The organism is Dokdonia pacifica, assembly GCF_900188275.1.
Classification (GTDB): domain Bacteria; phylum Bacteroidota; class Bacteroidia; order Flavobacteriales; family Flavobacteriaceae; genus Dokdonia; species Dokdonia pacifica.
Window position 1 is genome coordinate 814,512 of sequence record NZ_FZNY01000001.1, and the last position, 17,880, is coordinate 832,391.

At 37.7% G+C, this 17,880-nt stretch carries 7 protein-coding genes; all 7 read right to left on the minus strand.

Annotation, left to right across the window (positions count from 1 at the left end; translation table 11 throughout):
* Window positions 1–156: 156 nt before the first annotated feature.
* On the minus strand, window positions 157–1,314 hold the full coding sequence (locus CHB80_RS03720) for a hypothetical protein (RefSeq protein WP_089370074.1): 1,158 nt from the start codon (window positions 1,312–1,314) through the stop codon (window positions 157–159).
* A gap of 645 nt (window positions 1,315–1,959) precedes the next feature.
* Complete coding sequence (locus CHB80_RS03725; protein ID WP_089370075.1) at window positions 1,960–5,163, minus strand: HYR domain-containing protein; 3,204 nt, start codon at window positions 5,161–5,163, stop codon at window positions 1,960–1,962.
* 78 nt (window positions 5,164–5,241) lie between these two features.
* Window positions 5,242–5,796: a YceI family protein gene (locus CHB80_RS03730; protein WP_089370076.1), complete on the minus strand. Its 555-nt coding sequence runs from the start codon at window positions 5,794–5,796 to the stop codon at window positions 5,242–5,244.
* Window positions 5,797–6,074: 278 nt separating this feature from the next.
* Window positions 6,075–6,284, minus strand: coding sequence for a hypothetical protein (locus CHB80_RS24365; protein ID WP_143337042.1), 210 nt, complete (start codon window positions 6,282–6,284; stop codon window positions 6,075–6,077).
* 22 nt (window positions 6,285–6,306) lie between these two features.
* On the minus strand, window positions 6,307–8,877 hold the full coding sequence (locus CHB80_RS03735; protein WP_089370077.1) for a T9SS type A sorting domain-containing protein: 2,571 nt from the start codon (window positions 8,875–8,877) through the stop codon (window positions 6,307–6,309).
* Window positions 8,878–9,065: 188 nt separating this feature from the next.
* Complete coding sequence (locus CHB80_RS03740) at window positions 9,066–14,093, minus strand: leucine-rich repeat domain-containing protein (RefSeq protein ID WP_089370078.1); 5,028 nt, start codon at window positions 14,091–14,093, stop codon at window positions 9,066–9,068.
* 107 nt (window positions 14,094–14,200) lie between these two features.
* Window positions 14,201–17,764, minus strand: coding sequence for a leucine-rich repeat domain-containing protein (locus tag CHB80_RS03745; protein ID WP_179218077.1), 3,564 nt, complete (start codon window positions 17,762–17,764; stop codon window positions 14,201–14,203).
* Between the last annotated feature and the right edge of the window lie 116 nt (window positions 17,765–17,880).

Here is a 17,880-nt window from a genome sequence, read left to right on the forward strand (position 1 = left end):
TGTATAGAATGTGGTTCAACAATAAACTAAAAAGGGGGGGGCAAAACCCAAAAAGCCTTGACAAATATCAAGGCTTTTTGGGTTTTTATACTTGTGTGTAATTTACAATACTATCTCTATAATTAGGTAAGATAAAAATCTCATCTATTTTCTTTTTTATTCATCTTGATCTCGAATCGCTGCCGCTGCACCTCCTGCATTGAAAGCATCTGTAATTTCAACAAATGTACCTTCTCCCGTATTTGGGTCAATGATAATAAAATCTCCAAATGTTGTTAGACCTATCAACTGATTTCTTAATAATGCCAAGCCCCAAACACTTGTATAATTAGTTTCACCAATAAAACTTGTTTCCCCAGTTATTGGATCAATGGTCACTAATTCATCTGTAGGGGAGTTAGGAACAACCAATGTTCCATAAAAAAAATCAAATCTAGGTTCAAAAACTATATCCCCTGAAGAGACAGCGCCAGAACCAAGGAGGCTAATTATATTTCCTTGAGCTGTTGTAGGATCAATTGTTAAAAACTCACCATTTCTTGTTGCAGCATACAGTACTCCATTGTATCCTTCAAGAGCATTCACATCTGAAATGCCTATATTTCCAATAATAGAACCTTGACCTGAATCTAGGTCAATAGATATTAAATCTGAATTTAAATTTACTCCGTAAAGTTCATCATCTAAAAATGCAATATCGCTTAAAGAAAACCCTATCGGTCCAATATCGTTAACTTCACCTGTATTAAAATTTAATGTAGAAAGCGTAGAGTTCACATCAAAATCAGCAAAATAAATGACTCGTTCATTTACAGCATTTTCTTTAAGTTCAATGCATATTTCCCTGAGATTTGATATAGATTGATTTGAATCCTTGACGCTAATTAAAGTACAGAAATTGTCATTTTCAATAGAAGAAGGGATGTCAATTAATATACTAACAGCTTGTTTTCCAGAATCAACAAATATGTCATTTTTAGTAAGCGTGTAATATTGAGATGCTCCTTGAATCGAAAAGTAAACTTCTTCAATATTAGATTCAACCTCAAAAACTAAATCAATCCTTTCTAATGTTGATCTTGTGGCTTTAATTGCGTCAGGATAGCTTATAAGCGATGGAGATTCACTTCCATCTGAAAACGGGAGAATGCCCGTTGTAATATTTCCAGTTTCGCCATCAAGGGAAATAGTAAGAGATTCTAACACTAAATCCAATTCAGGATCTAGAATAAAAGTTCCTTCATCTTCTTCACTACAGCCTATCAGGATAAGTGCTATGATTGAAATTTGTAAAATCTGGATAAAGTGTCTCATTTTTAGTTGCTTTTTATATTAAAAAGACGTGAAATACATAAAAGGTTGCGCATGTTTTTAAAATTTAAGTTGGCAGGATGCAAAATTCTAGGAGATTGGTAATAAAATATTTACCTATCAAAGCTTCTATAAAAAGGAATAATTAGTAATATAGATCATATTAAAATGAGAGGAAAAGTGCTATCCTTAATGAATAGGTTCAAGTCTATTAGGATTTAAAGCCAATCATATAAAATTAATAAAAAAGCTCTCTGGTCATGAACACAGAGAGCTAAATCCTATAATTAAACAAACTACTATTTAATTATGGTATAAATGTAATAGGTTGCTCAAAAATGAACTATCACAATCCTGCAAAATAGTATCACATTTCCGACAATATGTACTATAATATGGCAACCCTATAGTACCGTCTATAAAAAAAGCACCTCAACTGAGGTGCCCTTTGTAATATGACTTGTTTGTGTTTTTAAGAAAACCTAACTGAAAAAATACTTAAAAACACATACTTTATATACGTCACATCTATTCTTTTTAGATTACGTATGTAAAAAATCAATTTTTAATAAACAGCTCTCTGGAAATATATCCAGAGAACTGTCCCAAATTAAATAAACTACTATTTATTTACTCTTCTATTCATTTTTATCGCTTTATAAGCTGTTTTCTAGTACTTCCTAATGTTCCTTGTATCTCTACAAAATAAGCTCCTTTGGTTAGTGTAGTTACATCAAAACTTACAGTACCTATTGCAGTATGTCTATCGTGTGTAGCGACTAATCGTCCACGAAGGTCATAAATCGCAATAGTTTCTATAGATATGCCTGAAGGGTTAGTTATATACACCATGTTACTTGCAGGATTAGGATACATTTTTAAGTCTTTTAGAATCATTGCATCTTCTATGCTTAATACATCTTCTACAGTCACTTCAAATGAGCAACAGGTTTCGTTTCCTGATGGATCTGTAGCACATAAAGTAATCGTATGAATTCCTTCATCTAGTAATGTTCCAGGTATCGGATCTTGTGTAAGAAGTGCTACAGTTTCCTCACAATTATCTGAAGCCGTAGCATCTCCCGTAGCAAAATAATCTGGCAATTCAAACAAAGGCATATCATCTGTGAGTTCGATAGTTTGATCTTCTGGACAAACTACTTCTGGTGAGATAAGATCTTCAACCGTTACTGTAGCAGTACACATATCTATATTTCCACTAAGATCAGATACAATTAATGAAAACTCTGTAACTCCTACATTTCCGCAACTAAGATTGGATGAACTTACAAAACGCACATACCCATCATATGAAGGAATTACTTGTCCTGATTGGGAAGTACTAACATCTACAAAATACGTTGTGCCTTGTTCTAATTCAAAATTTAATGTCCCATTAATGAACACGCCTTCTGGGCTTCTAAATGTAAAGCCAACAAATTCTGGTCTCGTTATTAAGTTCCCACTATTTCGTACAGGAGGAGCATCATAAAGTATTGCTATAGCCCCTAAGTCTCCTGTAGTTGTATGTGTAAGTTGATACGTCCCTGTAAAAGGCGCTACAAAACTATATGCATCTACAAACGAAGGATTATCACCTACAATAAATGTATCTTCTATATCGGTATCAGTTATTTCGCCACTATACAATAACGTTCCTAAATCTATTGTAAAATCACAGTTGTCAGCACTACCACCATCTATTTGTGTAATGTCAAAATTTGCTTCGCCATTTTCATCTAACTGTACTGTTATATCTTGACAGATTGCTGTAGGAGTGATCAAATCTTCAACAGTTACTGTAGCTGTACAAGTAGCTTCATTTCCATGTATATCTATTGCTGTAAGCGTCACTGTATTCTCCCCTAAGTCAGCACAGGTAAATGTATCTATATCAACACTTAATGCCTCAATAGCACAATTATCACTTGCACCGTTAGTAATACTCTCTGCGGTAATTGTTGCTATTCCAGTGGCATCTAGCTGTACTGTAATATCTTGACAAATCACTTCTGGAGCAACCGTATCTTCTACAGTAACTGTAGTCGTACAAGCAGCTTCGTTTCCATTAGTATCAACAACCGTTAAGGTTACTGTATTTTCTCCTACATGAGTACAATCAAAACTATCTATATCAATACTCAAGGATGCGATTCCACAATTATCAGTACTACCTCCATCTATATCTATTGCTGTAATTGTTGCGATTCCAGCTGCATCTAACTGTACAGTGACCGCTTGACAAATTACTTCTGGAGCAAGGGTATCTTCTACAATCACCGTAGCTTCACAAGAAGTCATGTTGCCGCTTGTATCTGTTACGGTTAAGGTAACTGTATTCTCTCCTAAGTTTGCACAATTAAATGAGGCTGTATCAATACTTAAGGAAGCAACACCACAATTATCAGTACTCCCATTATCTATATCTGTTGCAGTAATACTTGCATTTCCATTGGCGTCTAGTTGCAGGGTAATATTTTGACAAAGTGCCTCTGGTGCAAGCGTATCTTCTACCGTTACAATTGCAGTACAAGAATCACTATTATCATCAACACTGGTTGCAGTAAGTGTAACAGTATTCATCCCAATATTAGAACAATCAAAACTAGTGATATCGAGTGTTACACTATCTGCATTTGCAGAACCCCCATCTATTTGGGCAGCAGTGATAGTCGCATTTCCATTTGCATCTAATTGTACTGTAATGTCTTGACATACTGCGGTAGGAAAAGATTCTTCTACTATTGTTACTATAGCATCACATGTATCTGAATTACCACTATCATCAGTTACTGTTAGAGTAACCGTATTTTCTCCAAGATCTGCTGTGGTAAATGTATCTTGAGAAATAGTTAGTGAAGCTATACCACAATTATCTGTACTTCCATTATCTATATCTGTTGCAGTGATACTTGCATTTCCGTTGACGTCTAGTTGTAGGGTAATATTTTGGCAAAGTGCTTCTGGCGCGAGTGTATCTTCAATAGTAACAGTCGCGGCACACATTGCTGTAACACCCCCTACATTGGTAGCAGTTACAGTTACGGTGTTTTCTCCAATATTTGTACAGTTAAACGTATCTATATCTATAGAAATCGTATCAATAGCAGGATCATTCACATCTCCAGCAAATATGTCTTGTACTTGTATAGTGCCTTGTCCATTTTCGTCGAGTTGTACCGTAATATCTACACAGGCAATATCAAAATTATTTGGATCACTACAATCTGGGGTATAATCAAAAATTTGAGATCCTGGCTCCCCTTGACAATTGGCTCCCTCAAAATTAAAACCTACAAGTGGATTAAAAGGTCCACAAGCGGTAAAGAATTGATCATCAAAAGGGTTGGTAGCATCAAAACAAACCGCTGGATCTTCTCCAGCAGCACCTGGAAGAAATCTAATTTTTAAATGCACAAGTGCAACAGGCGTGCCTGCAGGAACATTATCTCCATACATACCACTACTAGCATTTTGTTGCCATATAAAAGATACTTTGGTGTCTTCTGTGTCATTATTAATAAAACTGGTATAGTGTGCTCCTAAAGGCACAGGAGTCCCTCCTACATCTACAATCACTTCTCCACCAAGTAGTGAAGTGTCTGGACGCTCAAAGGTGATCCTATTATTATTGGCTACTTGTGTACCAAAAGCAGTTGCACTATAATCTAAAAAAAATTGCCCTGAACCCATGCTAAAAGCAACATCAGATGCAATCATCACATCTACTTCATAGAAAGAATCTGGTCCCTCTGTAGTCACTTCGGGATTTTGAAATGACAGCGTAATATCCTGAGCCTGTATAGTACATACAGCCAAGATCATTGTTAGAAAAATTGGAATATATTTCATAGTATTTAATTTTATAAGATCATTTTATATTTTTTCTACACACGTTATTTCGCTTTCGCGAAAGCGTATGAAAGTGTTCTATTCTTCATTTTGACATACTGCATACTCAAAATTGAATGTCATTTGAATTCTCTTTGAGATATGAGCATCAAATACACTTGGGATTGAAATGTTAAAATCTTTTATTTTTATTGCTGTTTCTCCTACCATTCTATAGGAGTCTTCTGTTCTAGTGATTAATACTTTTATTCGTATAGGCACAGTAATTCCTTTTATGGTCAATCCTCCTTCTACTATTCGTGCTTGCGGTGATTCTTGTGATGCATCAAAATTCACAATCCTACCGATAAACCGAGCATCAGGATATAAATCAGATTCTAAATATGTCTTATTAAAATGCTGCTGCATTGACTCCTTTTCAAAGTCAAATGCACTGACCAATAGATGAATCGACAAATCCCCTGTACACACATCTAGCACGCTGGCCACTTTATTATTTATACCCTCTATCGTCGCTACAGAGGTATGTGAAAAAAAGGCCACTTCTCCTGTTTTTGTTAGGTAGTGGTTTCTATTTCTTTCTGTACTTGACACAGAACTTATTAAAAGAAAAATGAGTATTAGTTTATTCATTTCTTATTTCTAAAAAGAAAAGATCGCTAGCCCTCCAACCAGACGACCTTTCCTACTACACAATAAATTAATCACGTATAAGTTGGATGGGGACATAACTAATCTATCTACATTCACAATTCTCCTTTTAGTACTATTAAATAGGTAATTACATATCAAAATATGCTTGAAACATTACAGAAGTGTCTGTAAAAAAGCTCCTCCTATATGAAGGAGCTTTTTATTTTACTAAACCAATTATAATATCTCACTATAACAATTATGATTAGAAAAATTTCTTATCTAACATTCTTCATTTTCTTACGTAATCCTATATATGCTCCTGCAGCAAGCGCCACACCTATTAATCCATCTATAGGCATGGGTGGTGGGACATCTTCTACATCATCATCAAAAGTGATTTGAGGTGTCGTCGCACTTGCACTTAGCGATAGCATCAGCCCAGTAATTACTATTAGGATTCTTATATTTTTTATATATGGTTTCATATTATGAGTTTTGATGTTATGATTATTGCTTGATCATTCTACGTGTTACCGTACCAGCATCGCTTGAAAGGGTTACGAAATAAATTCCTTTACTTACATTGCTCATAGCATTTGTAGTAAGTGTATTTCCAATAAATTGTACTTGCTTGTTATACAATTGCTGCCCTAACATATTAGTTACAGTAAGTGTTACTTCTTTTCCCTGTAAATCTGTAGATACGATACTTAGGTTTGTATTTCCTATTGGATTTGGGAATAGGGTAAGTGCAAACGCTTCTACAGTTTCTGTGGCTAATGCTTCTTCCGCGAAAGCGAAACTAAAACGATTACTAGCCGAGCTTTCATCATCTGAGCTTACAGTAAATGAAATCACATTTTCTCCTTCAGAAAGTGGTGTAGAGATTCCTGTAAATGCGTCTACCAAATAAGCCGTTACTTCTCCTAATGCAGCAACATCTACTACTAGCGTATAGGCATCGGTTCTATAGGTGGTATTTACTAATGGGATGATCTCCCCTTCTTGTGGAAGGAAACGACGCTCTATACTTAATGTCGTATCATCATTAGAAATCGCCATAGACTCATCTTGATTAAAGAATTTAGACGCATCTTCTAGTGTGATACTATTACTATGATCTGGGGAAAAGAATATTCCAAAACTATCTTGTAATGATGTTCCTGTTTCATAGGCTTCTGTACGATATAATTGGCCTATAATATGTGCTTCATCTAATGGATTATTTTCTGTAAAACTTGTGGCAGTATCTTCTCCAACAACTTTACTAGTTTCAGCAAATAGTATAGAAGCAGCGCCATTAGTTGCTGTCGTTACAAATCCAGCTTGTCCTGGTTGCAAAAACTGATTGGCTGCAGACATAGAGGTATTGGTCCCAGATGGAAGCATTACCGTTACATAAGCACCACGTTCTCCTAAGGAAGGGTCCCACACAAAATATTGATTGGTATTTACATTGGTAGACGCCGTAGTAACTGTTCCCATATCTACAGACGCTTGATATGGGTTTCCAAAGAAATTAAAATCACCTGCCGTTGCGCTAAAATCAGTTTGTGATACATTTCCAGTAACTAACGTTCCCGTAGCTCTAATAACTGTTTCTGAAGGAGTAGGTGTAGCCGCACTTAAATCTACCGCACGACTTCCGCGTACAAAAAGACGATATCCTTTCCCTGCAGTAAGCACATCGGTGTCTGTATTGGTAATTGCTTCCCATGCTTGTGCTACATTATTTAACTCAAACAAAGATGCATTATCTGTCACGGTATCATCAAAACCATTGGCTCCTGCATCACCTCCTGTGATATGGGTTCCAAAACCAGGATTCGGATCAAGATTAGTCCCATCTACATTGTTTACCCCTTCTTGCCAGTTGGCATTAATGGTAGTACTCGTAGTCACAGCACTTGAAGTTAATCGAAACGCACGACGACTAGACATATAACGTTCTACAGTCACATCTCCTGTAATGGTTCCGTTTGCAACCTCAGCAAGCATCGCTGTAGTAGATGCATTACTTTTAAAAGTAAGCGTGCCTCCCGTTACATCTAGCGTCCCATCAGTAAGTATTACGGTACTCAATACATCAACAGTTCCTGTAAGTGTCGCATCAGCGGTACTTGTATTATTCATTACTAAATTAGCAACGCCAAAATCTCCACTGATTGCTTGTGCAGCTACACCAGAAATAACGATGGTAGATTGATCGGCTGTCAATGTTCCTGAAACATCAAGGTTACCATGAAGATTCAGTGTATTTGCTGCAATATCAAGTACACCTGTATTTGCGATGGTTACATTATTTGCAATCACATCTCCTGTAAAAATCGCATCTGGCGATAGTACTTCAATATTATCGTTTATAGTTGCTACACCTTCAGGTGGCTGTGGCGTCCAAGCATCATTCTCCCATACAAAGGTGACTCCATTAAAAATTACAGATCCTGAACAGTCAGGCGAGTAATCAAAAATCTGACTTCCAGGCTCACTTAAACAATCTGCTCCTTCAAAACTAAATCCTACTAACGGATCAAAAGGCCCACAAGCTGTAAAAAATTGATCATCAAAAGGATTGGTCGCATCAAAGCATACATCAGGGCTTTCTGCTGTAGCGCCTGGTAAAAATTGAATTTTCACATGTACCAATACCACAGGAGTTCCTGCAGGTACATTATCTCCATACATTCCGCTACTGGCATTTTGTTGCCATAAAAAAGACACTTTAGAATCTGTAGTATCATTTGTTGTAAAACTTGTATAATGTGCTCCTAAAGGCACTGGTGTTCCACCTACATCTACAATCACAGCTCCACCTAATAAAGAGGTTTCTGGACGTTCAAATGTAATAGCCCCACTATTATCGGCTTGCGTTCCAAAAGCCAACGGATTATAGTCTAAAAAAAACTGTCCAGACCCCATACTAAAGGCAACATCTGAAGAGATCATCACATCTACTTCATAAAAACTATCCATCCCATCGGTGGTGATTTCTGGGTTTTCAAAGGATAGGGTAATGTCTTGTGATTGCATTGTAAAAATGGCAAACAACATTAAAATTCCTAGGGTAATTTGTTTCATTGTTAAATAAATTTGTAGTTATTATTTGGGTGATATTTGTATATGCTTTCGCGAAATTAGCCTCAGATTCCCCTTTCCACTATAACAATACCGCACAATGCTGGCACGTTTCCGACATTTATGGCGAAAACGTACACATCATTATTAAAAGGGAAGAGATTATAGAAATTTTTGGCTGTTACATGACCTCAATCAAACTGCTGTACGGTACCAGAATTTGCGAGTACCAATAGCTGTATATCTGAATTCAACACAAAGCCATTCATATCGGCATCTGCTGTGGAGTAGGCTTCACTACCTCCTGCAAGGCTTAAGGCTTCTGTAATGTCTGTATTGAGAATCTGGCTACTGCCATCGGCATCTCCTGCGATCATCGCAAAGGTGCCATTCACTTCGGAAAGTGCGAGGTTTTCTCCTTTCGCGAAAGCGGGATCTTGTGTAAAATCAAGCGTGCTTGCAGTGCTACTTAAAGGCGCTGGCACTGCAGCTAGTATCCCAATGTGATTACGGTGTCTAATGGCGATAAAATAATCACCTGCATCTTCTGTAAAGGTGATGTTTGAGGTACCATCTAGCCCTACGATATCTCCGTCTCGCTGTAATAGCGCTGCTGTACTGTTTACAACCGTGGTATTGTCATTATCTGCTCCAGATCGTAATTCTACCAGTACCCAATCGACGATGGCATTGGCACCTATAGTAGTAAATACCGTTGGGTCAACCGTTGCACCATCACCGTATGGAGAAGTCGTAGGAAGGAGTCCATTTTCGCGTAAGCTATCACGCATTAAGTCTTCTTCTCCAGCAATAGGGTTTGTGGCAGCGCCTTGTAAGAATACTTTCGGAGCTACGGTGATATCAATCGCAAATTCTGTGATCGATCTAAATCCTGTCCAACCTTCATCTAAGTAGGCTTGTGTGGTACCCTCAGGAACGAATAAGTCTATAAGTATTCTTCTATTACCAAAAGAATCCTGAGTCCCTGTAACGATACTCGGGGGTGTAATGGCTTCTACTGTAACCGAAGCCATTGGATTATCTAGAAATATATTATCTCCAAGTCGTGTTACATTTGAAGGGATGACTAGATTCGTAATTTGGTTATTTCTAAAGGTATTATTCCCCAAATTAGTAATGTTAGTAGAAATAATTAGCTCAGTAATCTCATTATCTTCAAAGCTGGCATTCGCTAAGGATGATACACTATTAGGGAGTATGAATGTTCCTGAAATGTTATTTTCTTGAAAGGCTCTAAACCCAATACTATTTAAATTATCAGGGAGTATAGGCATTGTTATAGCATTTCCAAAAAAGGCTCTTATACCTATCGATTCAAGGGTATTTGGTAATGCCACACTGGTTAAGCTTCGTTCTTCAAAAGCAGCACGTCCAATTGCTGTGACTGTAAAAATTTGCTCTTGAATTAATACGGTCTCTGGGACGATAAGATTTGTAGATATCCCTGTGCCGCCTATCACTTCTACTTCATTGGGTAGCTCAGAAATAATCCTGTATACAAGACCGTCATCTAAAAATGTATTATCATTTATGGATGCAAAATCTGTCCATCCTGCATCTAAATAGGCTTGTGTTGTGCCTGGTGGCACTGATAAATCTATACCCGCTCTGTTTCCGAAAGTAAGAGGTTGGATAGTCGCAGGTATTTCACCCAATGCGATCACAGTGTCCAGAGCATTTATTTCAAAGGCTCCTTGACCAATAGATTGCACCGTACTGGGTATGGTTATGCTAGTTAAATCATTCATTCTAAAGCTTGCAATACCAATGGTTTCCAATCCTTCGGGTAAGTTAATTTCAGTCAAAGCATTGTTACCGAAAGAAAGGTCTTCGATATGGCGTATTGTGCTAGGTAGCGTTACACTGGTAAGTCCTGAAGTTAGAAAAGCACTCTCACCAATACTTACTAAGGTATAATCACCACGTTCTCCTATTGTTACCGTTTCTGGTAAAATCAAATCAGAAGGAATCGTTGTACCTCCTATCACTGCTACTTCATTGGGTGATTCAGAAATAATGGTATACCTAAGCCCCTCAATAGTAAGTGTAATACCTACGGCTTCATCATTGATAGATCCAAAACCTGTCCAATCCGCATCTAAGTATGTCTGTATGGTACCTTCGGGTACGATCAAGTCAATCACAGAGCGATCTCTAAAGCTGTCATTATCTATACCACTGGTGACAATAGCTGCTGGCGTAGCTCCTAATGCGATCACTTTTGTCAAATTAGTATTATCTCTAAACACGCCATTGGCAAGACTTGTCATACTTGCAGGAAGTGTAATCTCTGCTACATCTGCATTTCTAAATGCGCCTGGACCCAATGTTGTGACACTATTCCCCAAGCTTACGTCTGTAAGGGCTACATTATCTCTAAAAGCATCTTGAGCTATTTCGATCACGCTATTGGGTATACTCACACTGGTAAGGTCATTACCCCTAAATACTCCTATACCTATGGTTTCAATTGAATTTCCCAGGGTAACATCTGTTAGTTGATTGTCCCTAAAAGCATTTGCTCCTATATCTATGACACTATCTGGTATGGTAACGCTGGTAATATTATCATTTCTGAAAGCATCATCTTCTATTTCAATGATATCAAATCGTATTCCGTTTAAACTGGGTCTGCCATTGATAGTTATATTTCCACTATTCTCATTACCAATAATAGTAGCTTGATTAGGGTTACTAGCGATAAGCCTATAGTTAGTACCAGATGTTGCATTAAAAATACCACCCAAAGGACCTGTATACACGCCATTGACTCCAAAAAAACCGATCCAACCTGCATTTTCATAGATAGTTTCAAAACCCTCAGGAACGGTAAGGTTAACCCTAGAACGATCTCTAAAGCTATCATTATCTACACCGCTATTTACAATACTTGCTGGGGTAGTACCTAGTGCTATCACACGGACAAATGATACATTATCACGAAATACACCATTGGCAATATTTGTCATACTGGCTGGAAGTGTAATCTCTACTATTTGGTTATTCCTAAAGGCGCCTGGCCCTAGCGTTTCAACACTATTCCCTAAGATCATGCTTGTGATTTGATTGTCTCTAAAAGCATCTTGACCTATATCAGTTATGCTATTTGGAATCGTTACACTGGTAATATTATTATTTCTAAAGGCATTTGGTTCTATCTCAACGACATCAAAATCTGTTCGGTTGGATGTAATGAATCCTTGTATCACTAGATCACCAGAATTGGTATTATCAACAATATGAGCCGTATTTGGGCTACCTGCAGCGACCACTTTATAGGTAATATTGTTACTTGTAAATTCTGTATCTAGTGGTAGGGTATACACCCTATTGACACTAAAAAAATTCACCCAGTTATCAACTGCGTAGGTAGCTTCAGAACCTTCAGGAACCACTAGACTAATCCTAGAACGATCTCTAAAACTATCGGTATCCTGACCGCTACTAGTTACAACAGTAGCAGGATTTGTACCTAATGCATTAATTTGCCGTATGGTGGTATTATCCCGAAACACCCCGTTAGCGATATCTCTCATACTGGCAGGAATGGTAATGGCTGTTATTTGGTTATTTCTAAACGCCCCTGGACCAAGGCTTTCAACACTATTCCCTAAGGTCATGCTTGTAATTTGATTGTCTCTAAAAGCGTCTTGACCAATGTTTATGACCGTATTTGGGATACTTACACTGGTTAGTGCACGATTTCGAAACGCGTTGTTTTCTATATCAATCACTTCAAAATCAGTACGGTTCTCTGTTATGACACCCTCAATCACTAAATCACCTGTAACTATATCATCATCACTTTCAACAATATCGACTAAATTAGGAAGGCTCCCTGTAAATGTGATATTGTAAGTAATGCCGTTAGCGGTAAAGGTTTGTCCTTCCGGACGTGAATACACCCCATTGACACTAAAAAAATTCACCCAATCTGCCGCTGCATACGTTGCCTCAGTACCCTCAGGAACCACTAAGCTAATGAGAGTACGATCTCTAAAACTATCAGTATCTAAACCATTACTGGTTACAATAGTTGCAGGGTTTGTGCCTAATGCATCAATTCGCCTTAAGGTGGTATTATCACGAAACACCCCATTTTCAATAGTTGCCATACTAGCAGGAAGAGTAATCTCTTCTATATCATTATTCCTAAAGGCTCCAGCGCGCAAGGTGGTCACACTATTTCCTAAAGTTACCTCCGTGAGTTGGTTGTCTCTAAACGCATCTTGCCCCACTATGATCACGCTGTTTGGGATCGTTACACTGGTAATTTGGTTTTGAAAAAACGCACCTCTACCTATATTAATAATACTATTAGGAAGCGTTACACTGGTAATATTATTTCCTCTAAAAGCGTCCTGTTCTATAATTATAACGTCAAAAATGATTCCTCTAACTGACAGTATAGGTCCAAAACTTATATCCCCAGAATTAGTATTATTTATAATGCTCGCTTGGTTGGGATTGCCCGATAGAAAGCGATAGGTAATGCTATTATTTGCTACAATAGTATCTCCTATCTCACCAGTATACTGGCCATTGACACTAAAGAAATTGACCCAATTTGCCGCTGCATACGCTTCTTCAGCACCTGCAGGCACGGTGAGATTAATGACGGAGCGATCTCTAAAACTATCATTATCTACTCCACTCGTACTAACCATTGCCGGCGTGGTACCTAGTGCTTCAATGGTTCTTAAACCTGTATTATCTCGAAACGCACCATTTTCAATATTTATCATACTGGCAGGAATCGTAATATCTACTATTTGGTTATTTCTAAAAGCACCTAGATCAAGTACTTCAACCCTATTCCCTAAGGTTACGTCTGTAAGTTGATTATCTCTAAAAGCATCTATACCCACTGTAACAACGAAATTTGGAATCGTCACACTACTCAATTGATTATTTCTGAAAGCATCTCTATCGATAACAAAAATGGAATTAGGAAGTACGACACTCTCGAGTTGTCCGTTTTCAAATGCACTATCTCCTATCTCTCTCACGATAAATTCTGTACCATTATTGGTAACGAATGCAGGAATAGTTAGGTTTGTAAATGCAAAATTACCTCCTGTAACTTTTACCTGATTTGATGAAATGACTTCATAATTGAGACCACTAACAGTAAAGGTCTGTGCATAGCTTACTACCGATAGTAATAAGGTGATCAAAAGTGATACTATTGTTTTCATAAATTAATTTTTTAGTTTTTCGCTTTCGTACTTCGACTACGCTCAGCATAAACTTCTGCGTCACTACGTTCCTTGAAAGCGTACTTAGAATTATTCCTTTTTTTCAATTAATCAAACTGCTGCACGGTACCAGAATTTGCCAGCACCAATAATTGAATATCTGAATTCAATACAAACCCATTCATATCTGCATCTGCGGTGGAGTAGGCTTCACTACCTCCTGCCAGCGTTAAGGCTTCCGTAATGTCTGTATTGAGAATCTGGCTACTGCCGTCGGCATCACCGGCAATCATGGCGAAGGTTCCGTTTACCTCTGTAAGTGCTAAGTTTTCGCCCAGAGCACTCGTTATATTTTGTGTGAAATCTATAGGCGCTGATGTTGTGTTAAGTGGTGAGGGAACCGAAGTGATGATACCTATGTGATTACGATGTTTAATCGCTAGAAAATAATCACCTGCATCTACGGTAAAGGTAATGGGTGATGTTCCATCTGTGTCTACAATATCACCATCGCGTTGTAATAATGCTGATTGACTTGCTATGATTGTTGAACTATTTGAGGCATCTCTTAATTCAACAAATACCCAATCAACAATTGCATTTGGACCAGTTGTCGTAAATAATGCTAATGTGTCTGAAACAGGTAATGCATCCTCATATGGGCTAAACACAGGAATGATACCTGCCACTCGCAAGTCGTCACGCATTAAATCTTCTTCTCCTGCATTTGGATTGATGGCAGCACCTTGTAAGAATACTTTAGGCGCTATTGTAATAGCTAGGTCTATTTCTGTAATAGAATTGAAATTAATCCAACCACCATCTATATAATCTTGTGTGGTTCCTGAAGGTATGGTTAACTCTATGTTTGATCGATTACTAAACGTGTCGTTATTTCCTGTTGTGATACTAGCAGGTATACTTCCTAGTGCTGTAACTTCAGATAATGGATTTCCTTCAAATGCACGAAAACCAATACTACTTATAGTTTCAGGAAATGTAATGCTTGTCAATTCGTTATTACGAAAGCCCTGCCCTCCTATAGACACCAAACTATTAGGTAGTATGACACTCGTTAATTCATTACCACGAAAACCACTTGCTCCTATACTTACTAACGTATTTGGTAGAATGACACTTGTTAAATCGCTAGCATCAAACGCACTACCTCCTATAGCCCTAACCGTAAAGTCTGAACCACTACTGCTGACGATAGCATCAATCACAAGGTCTTGAGGAACAGCGGTTCCTCCTGTTATAGTCACTTCATTAGGAACTACTGATGTAACCGTGTAATTTAAATTGTTTACTATAAAGGTATCGCCTACTTCAAAATTAATCACTCCATTTATGGAGTTAAAATTCACCCAACCTGCAGCTTCATAGGCTACTTCTGTACCATTAGGTACTGTTAAATCTATATCATTTTCGTTATTAAAAGAATCATCACTTGTTCCTAAAACAACACTAGGCGGCGTTGGATTTAAAGAGTTAATACTATTGAAAGTAGATCCACTAAAAGCACGTTGACCAATGCTCACTACATTTTCTGGTAGTATGAGCGTTGTTAAGTTATTATTTTCAAAAGATCTAAAACCTATGGTTTCTAAACTAGTAGGAAATGTGACACTCGTTAAATCATTGCTAGCAAAGCACCTATTCGGTAAGTCTGTAACGCCCTCTGGTATCACTACAGATTCAAGTGCATTAAAACGAAATGCTGCCGTCCCTATAGCACGAATTGTAGTAGGAAACGTAACACTTGTCAAACCAGAAGAGGTAAACGCTCCATCTCCAACACCTACTACTGTAAATACAACTCCTTGTATAGTAACTGTTTCTGGAAGCACTAAATTGACAGGCACCGTAGTTCCTCCTGCTACTTCAACTTCTGTAGGATTTAAAGAAGTAATCGTATAAGAAAGTCCATCGACATCAAATGTATTTCCTATTCCCAGTGGTAATTCCCCATTGATGGTCGCAAATCCTGTCCATCCATTATTGAGATACTCTAGCTGTGTACCAACGGGTATGGTTAAATCGATATTACCTCGGTTGCTAAAAGAATCGGTATTTACGTCTGTCGTGATATTTGCAGGAGTACTTCCCAAAGCAATAACTGCTACGAGTGGATTCCCTTGAAATGCTCTAAAAGCAATAAGACTTACATTCTCTGGAATGGTAATACTCGTTAATTGATTATTACGAAATGCTTGCCCTCCTATCGTTGTAATCGTACTAGGTAACGAAACACTTGTTAAACCATTAGAAATAAACGCGTTTCCCTCTACAGCAGTCACTACAAAATCTGAACCCCCACTACTTACATTTTCTGGAATAGTTAGATTTTGTGGAACCGATGTCCCACCTCTAATGATCACTTCATTTGGGGATAGTGAGGTTACCGTGTAATTCAAATTATTTTCAGTAAAGGTATCTCCAACTTCAAAATCAACTACTCCATTTACGGAGTTAAAACCTACCCAACCCGCTGCTTCATAAGCTGCTTCTGTGCCATCAGGAATGGTTAAATTAATGTTTCCTTCGTTAGTAAATGAATCATTATTTCCTGCACCTATAACAACACTTGGCGGTGTAGGGTTTAAAGAATTCACACTAGTTAAAGGGGAGTTTGTAAAAGCAAATTGCGAAATACTGGTCACATTTTCTGGTAGTACAAGACTTATAAGATCATTATTTTCAAAAGATCGAAAACCAATCGTTTCTATACTAGTAGGTAAGCTTACACTTATCAAGTCATTGTTAGAAAAACAACGTTGTGGAATATCAGTAATCCCATCTGGAATAACCACTTCGGTAATCGAATTAATACGAAATGTTGATTGTCCTAAATTACGCAAAGTACTGGGAAACGAAACACTTGTAATGCCATTGCCTTCAAATGCATTATTACCGAGAGCTACAACCGTAAAATCCGTTCCATTATCTGAAACAGTCTCAGGAATTACTAGGTCTGACGTAGGGGGTGTACCTCCCGTTAATTGAACTTCATTAGGTACTAAAGCTGTAATAACATAGGATAATCCATCTACCTCAAATAGGCCACCAATGATAGGTTGTTGCACACCATTTATAGAATTAAAACCCGTCCAGCCTGCGGTAATATAAGTGTCTTCTGTACCATCAGGCACGGTTAAATCTATATTGCTTCTGCTACCTCCAAATGTTGTCGTTCCAATGGCAGCAGGTGTTGTGCCTTCTGCTGTAATTATTGCCAAAGGATTGGCTCCAAAGGCACTCTCACCTATAGATATCATTGTGCTTGGAAAAGTAATATTTGCAAGACTATTAAATCTAAAAGCTCTTTGACCAATGGTTTCTAATCCTTCAGGCAATTCAATAGTCGTCAATGAATTTTGATCAAAGGTAAAATCACCAATACTCCGTATGGTATTTGGTAACGAAACGCTTGTAATACTCTTACTCTCAAACGCGTTATTGCCTAAGGCAACGACAGTGAAATCGTCAATACCATCGTTTACGATATCTGGGATTACTAAATCTGACGTAGGCGGCGTACCTCCTGTTAATTGAACTTCATTAGGTGTCGTAGATAGTATCGTGTAGTTTAAACCATCTACTGTAAAGGTTTGTGAAAACCCAGTTGCTGAAATACACAAGATCAGCAAAAGTATACATAAATTTTTCATAGTAGTTATTTTGATAAAACACATACTGTTGGGTATGTGAATATGTCCCCAAAATTAGGTCTACTACTATTAGTAAGCTGTAACAATACCGCCTAATGCTAGTACATTTCCGACAT

Excerpts from the sequence above, each read along its gene's own strand:
- CHB80_RS03720 (WP_089370074.1), bottom strand. The coding sequence starts at position 1,314 with ATGAGACACTTTATCCAGATTTTACAAATTTCAATCATAGCACTTATC.
- CHB80_RS03725 (WP_089370075.1), bottom strand. The coding sequence starts at position 5,163 with ATGAAATATATTCCAATTTTTCTAACAATGATCTTGGCTGTATGTACT.
- CHB80_RS03730 (WP_089370076.1), bottom strand. The coding sequence starts at position 5,796 with ATGAATAAACTAATACTCATTTTTCTTTTAATAAGTTCTGTGTCAAGT.
- CHB80_RS24365 (WP_143337042.1), bottom strand. The coding sequence starts at position 6,284 with ATGAAACCATATATAAAAAATATAAGAATCCTAATAGTAATTACTGGG.
- CHB80_RS03735 (WP_089370077.1), bottom strand. The coding sequence starts at position 8,877 with ATGAAACAAATTACCCTAGGAATTTTAATGTTGTTTGCCATTTTTACA.
- CHB80_RS03740 (WP_089370078.1), bottom strand. The coding sequence starts at position 14,093 with ATGAAAACAATAGTATCACTTTTGATCACCTTATTACTATCGGTAGTA.
- CHB80_RS03745 (WP_179218077.1), bottom strand. The coding sequence starts at position 17,764 with ATGAAAAATTTATGTATACTTTTGCTGATCTTGTGTATTTCAGCAACT.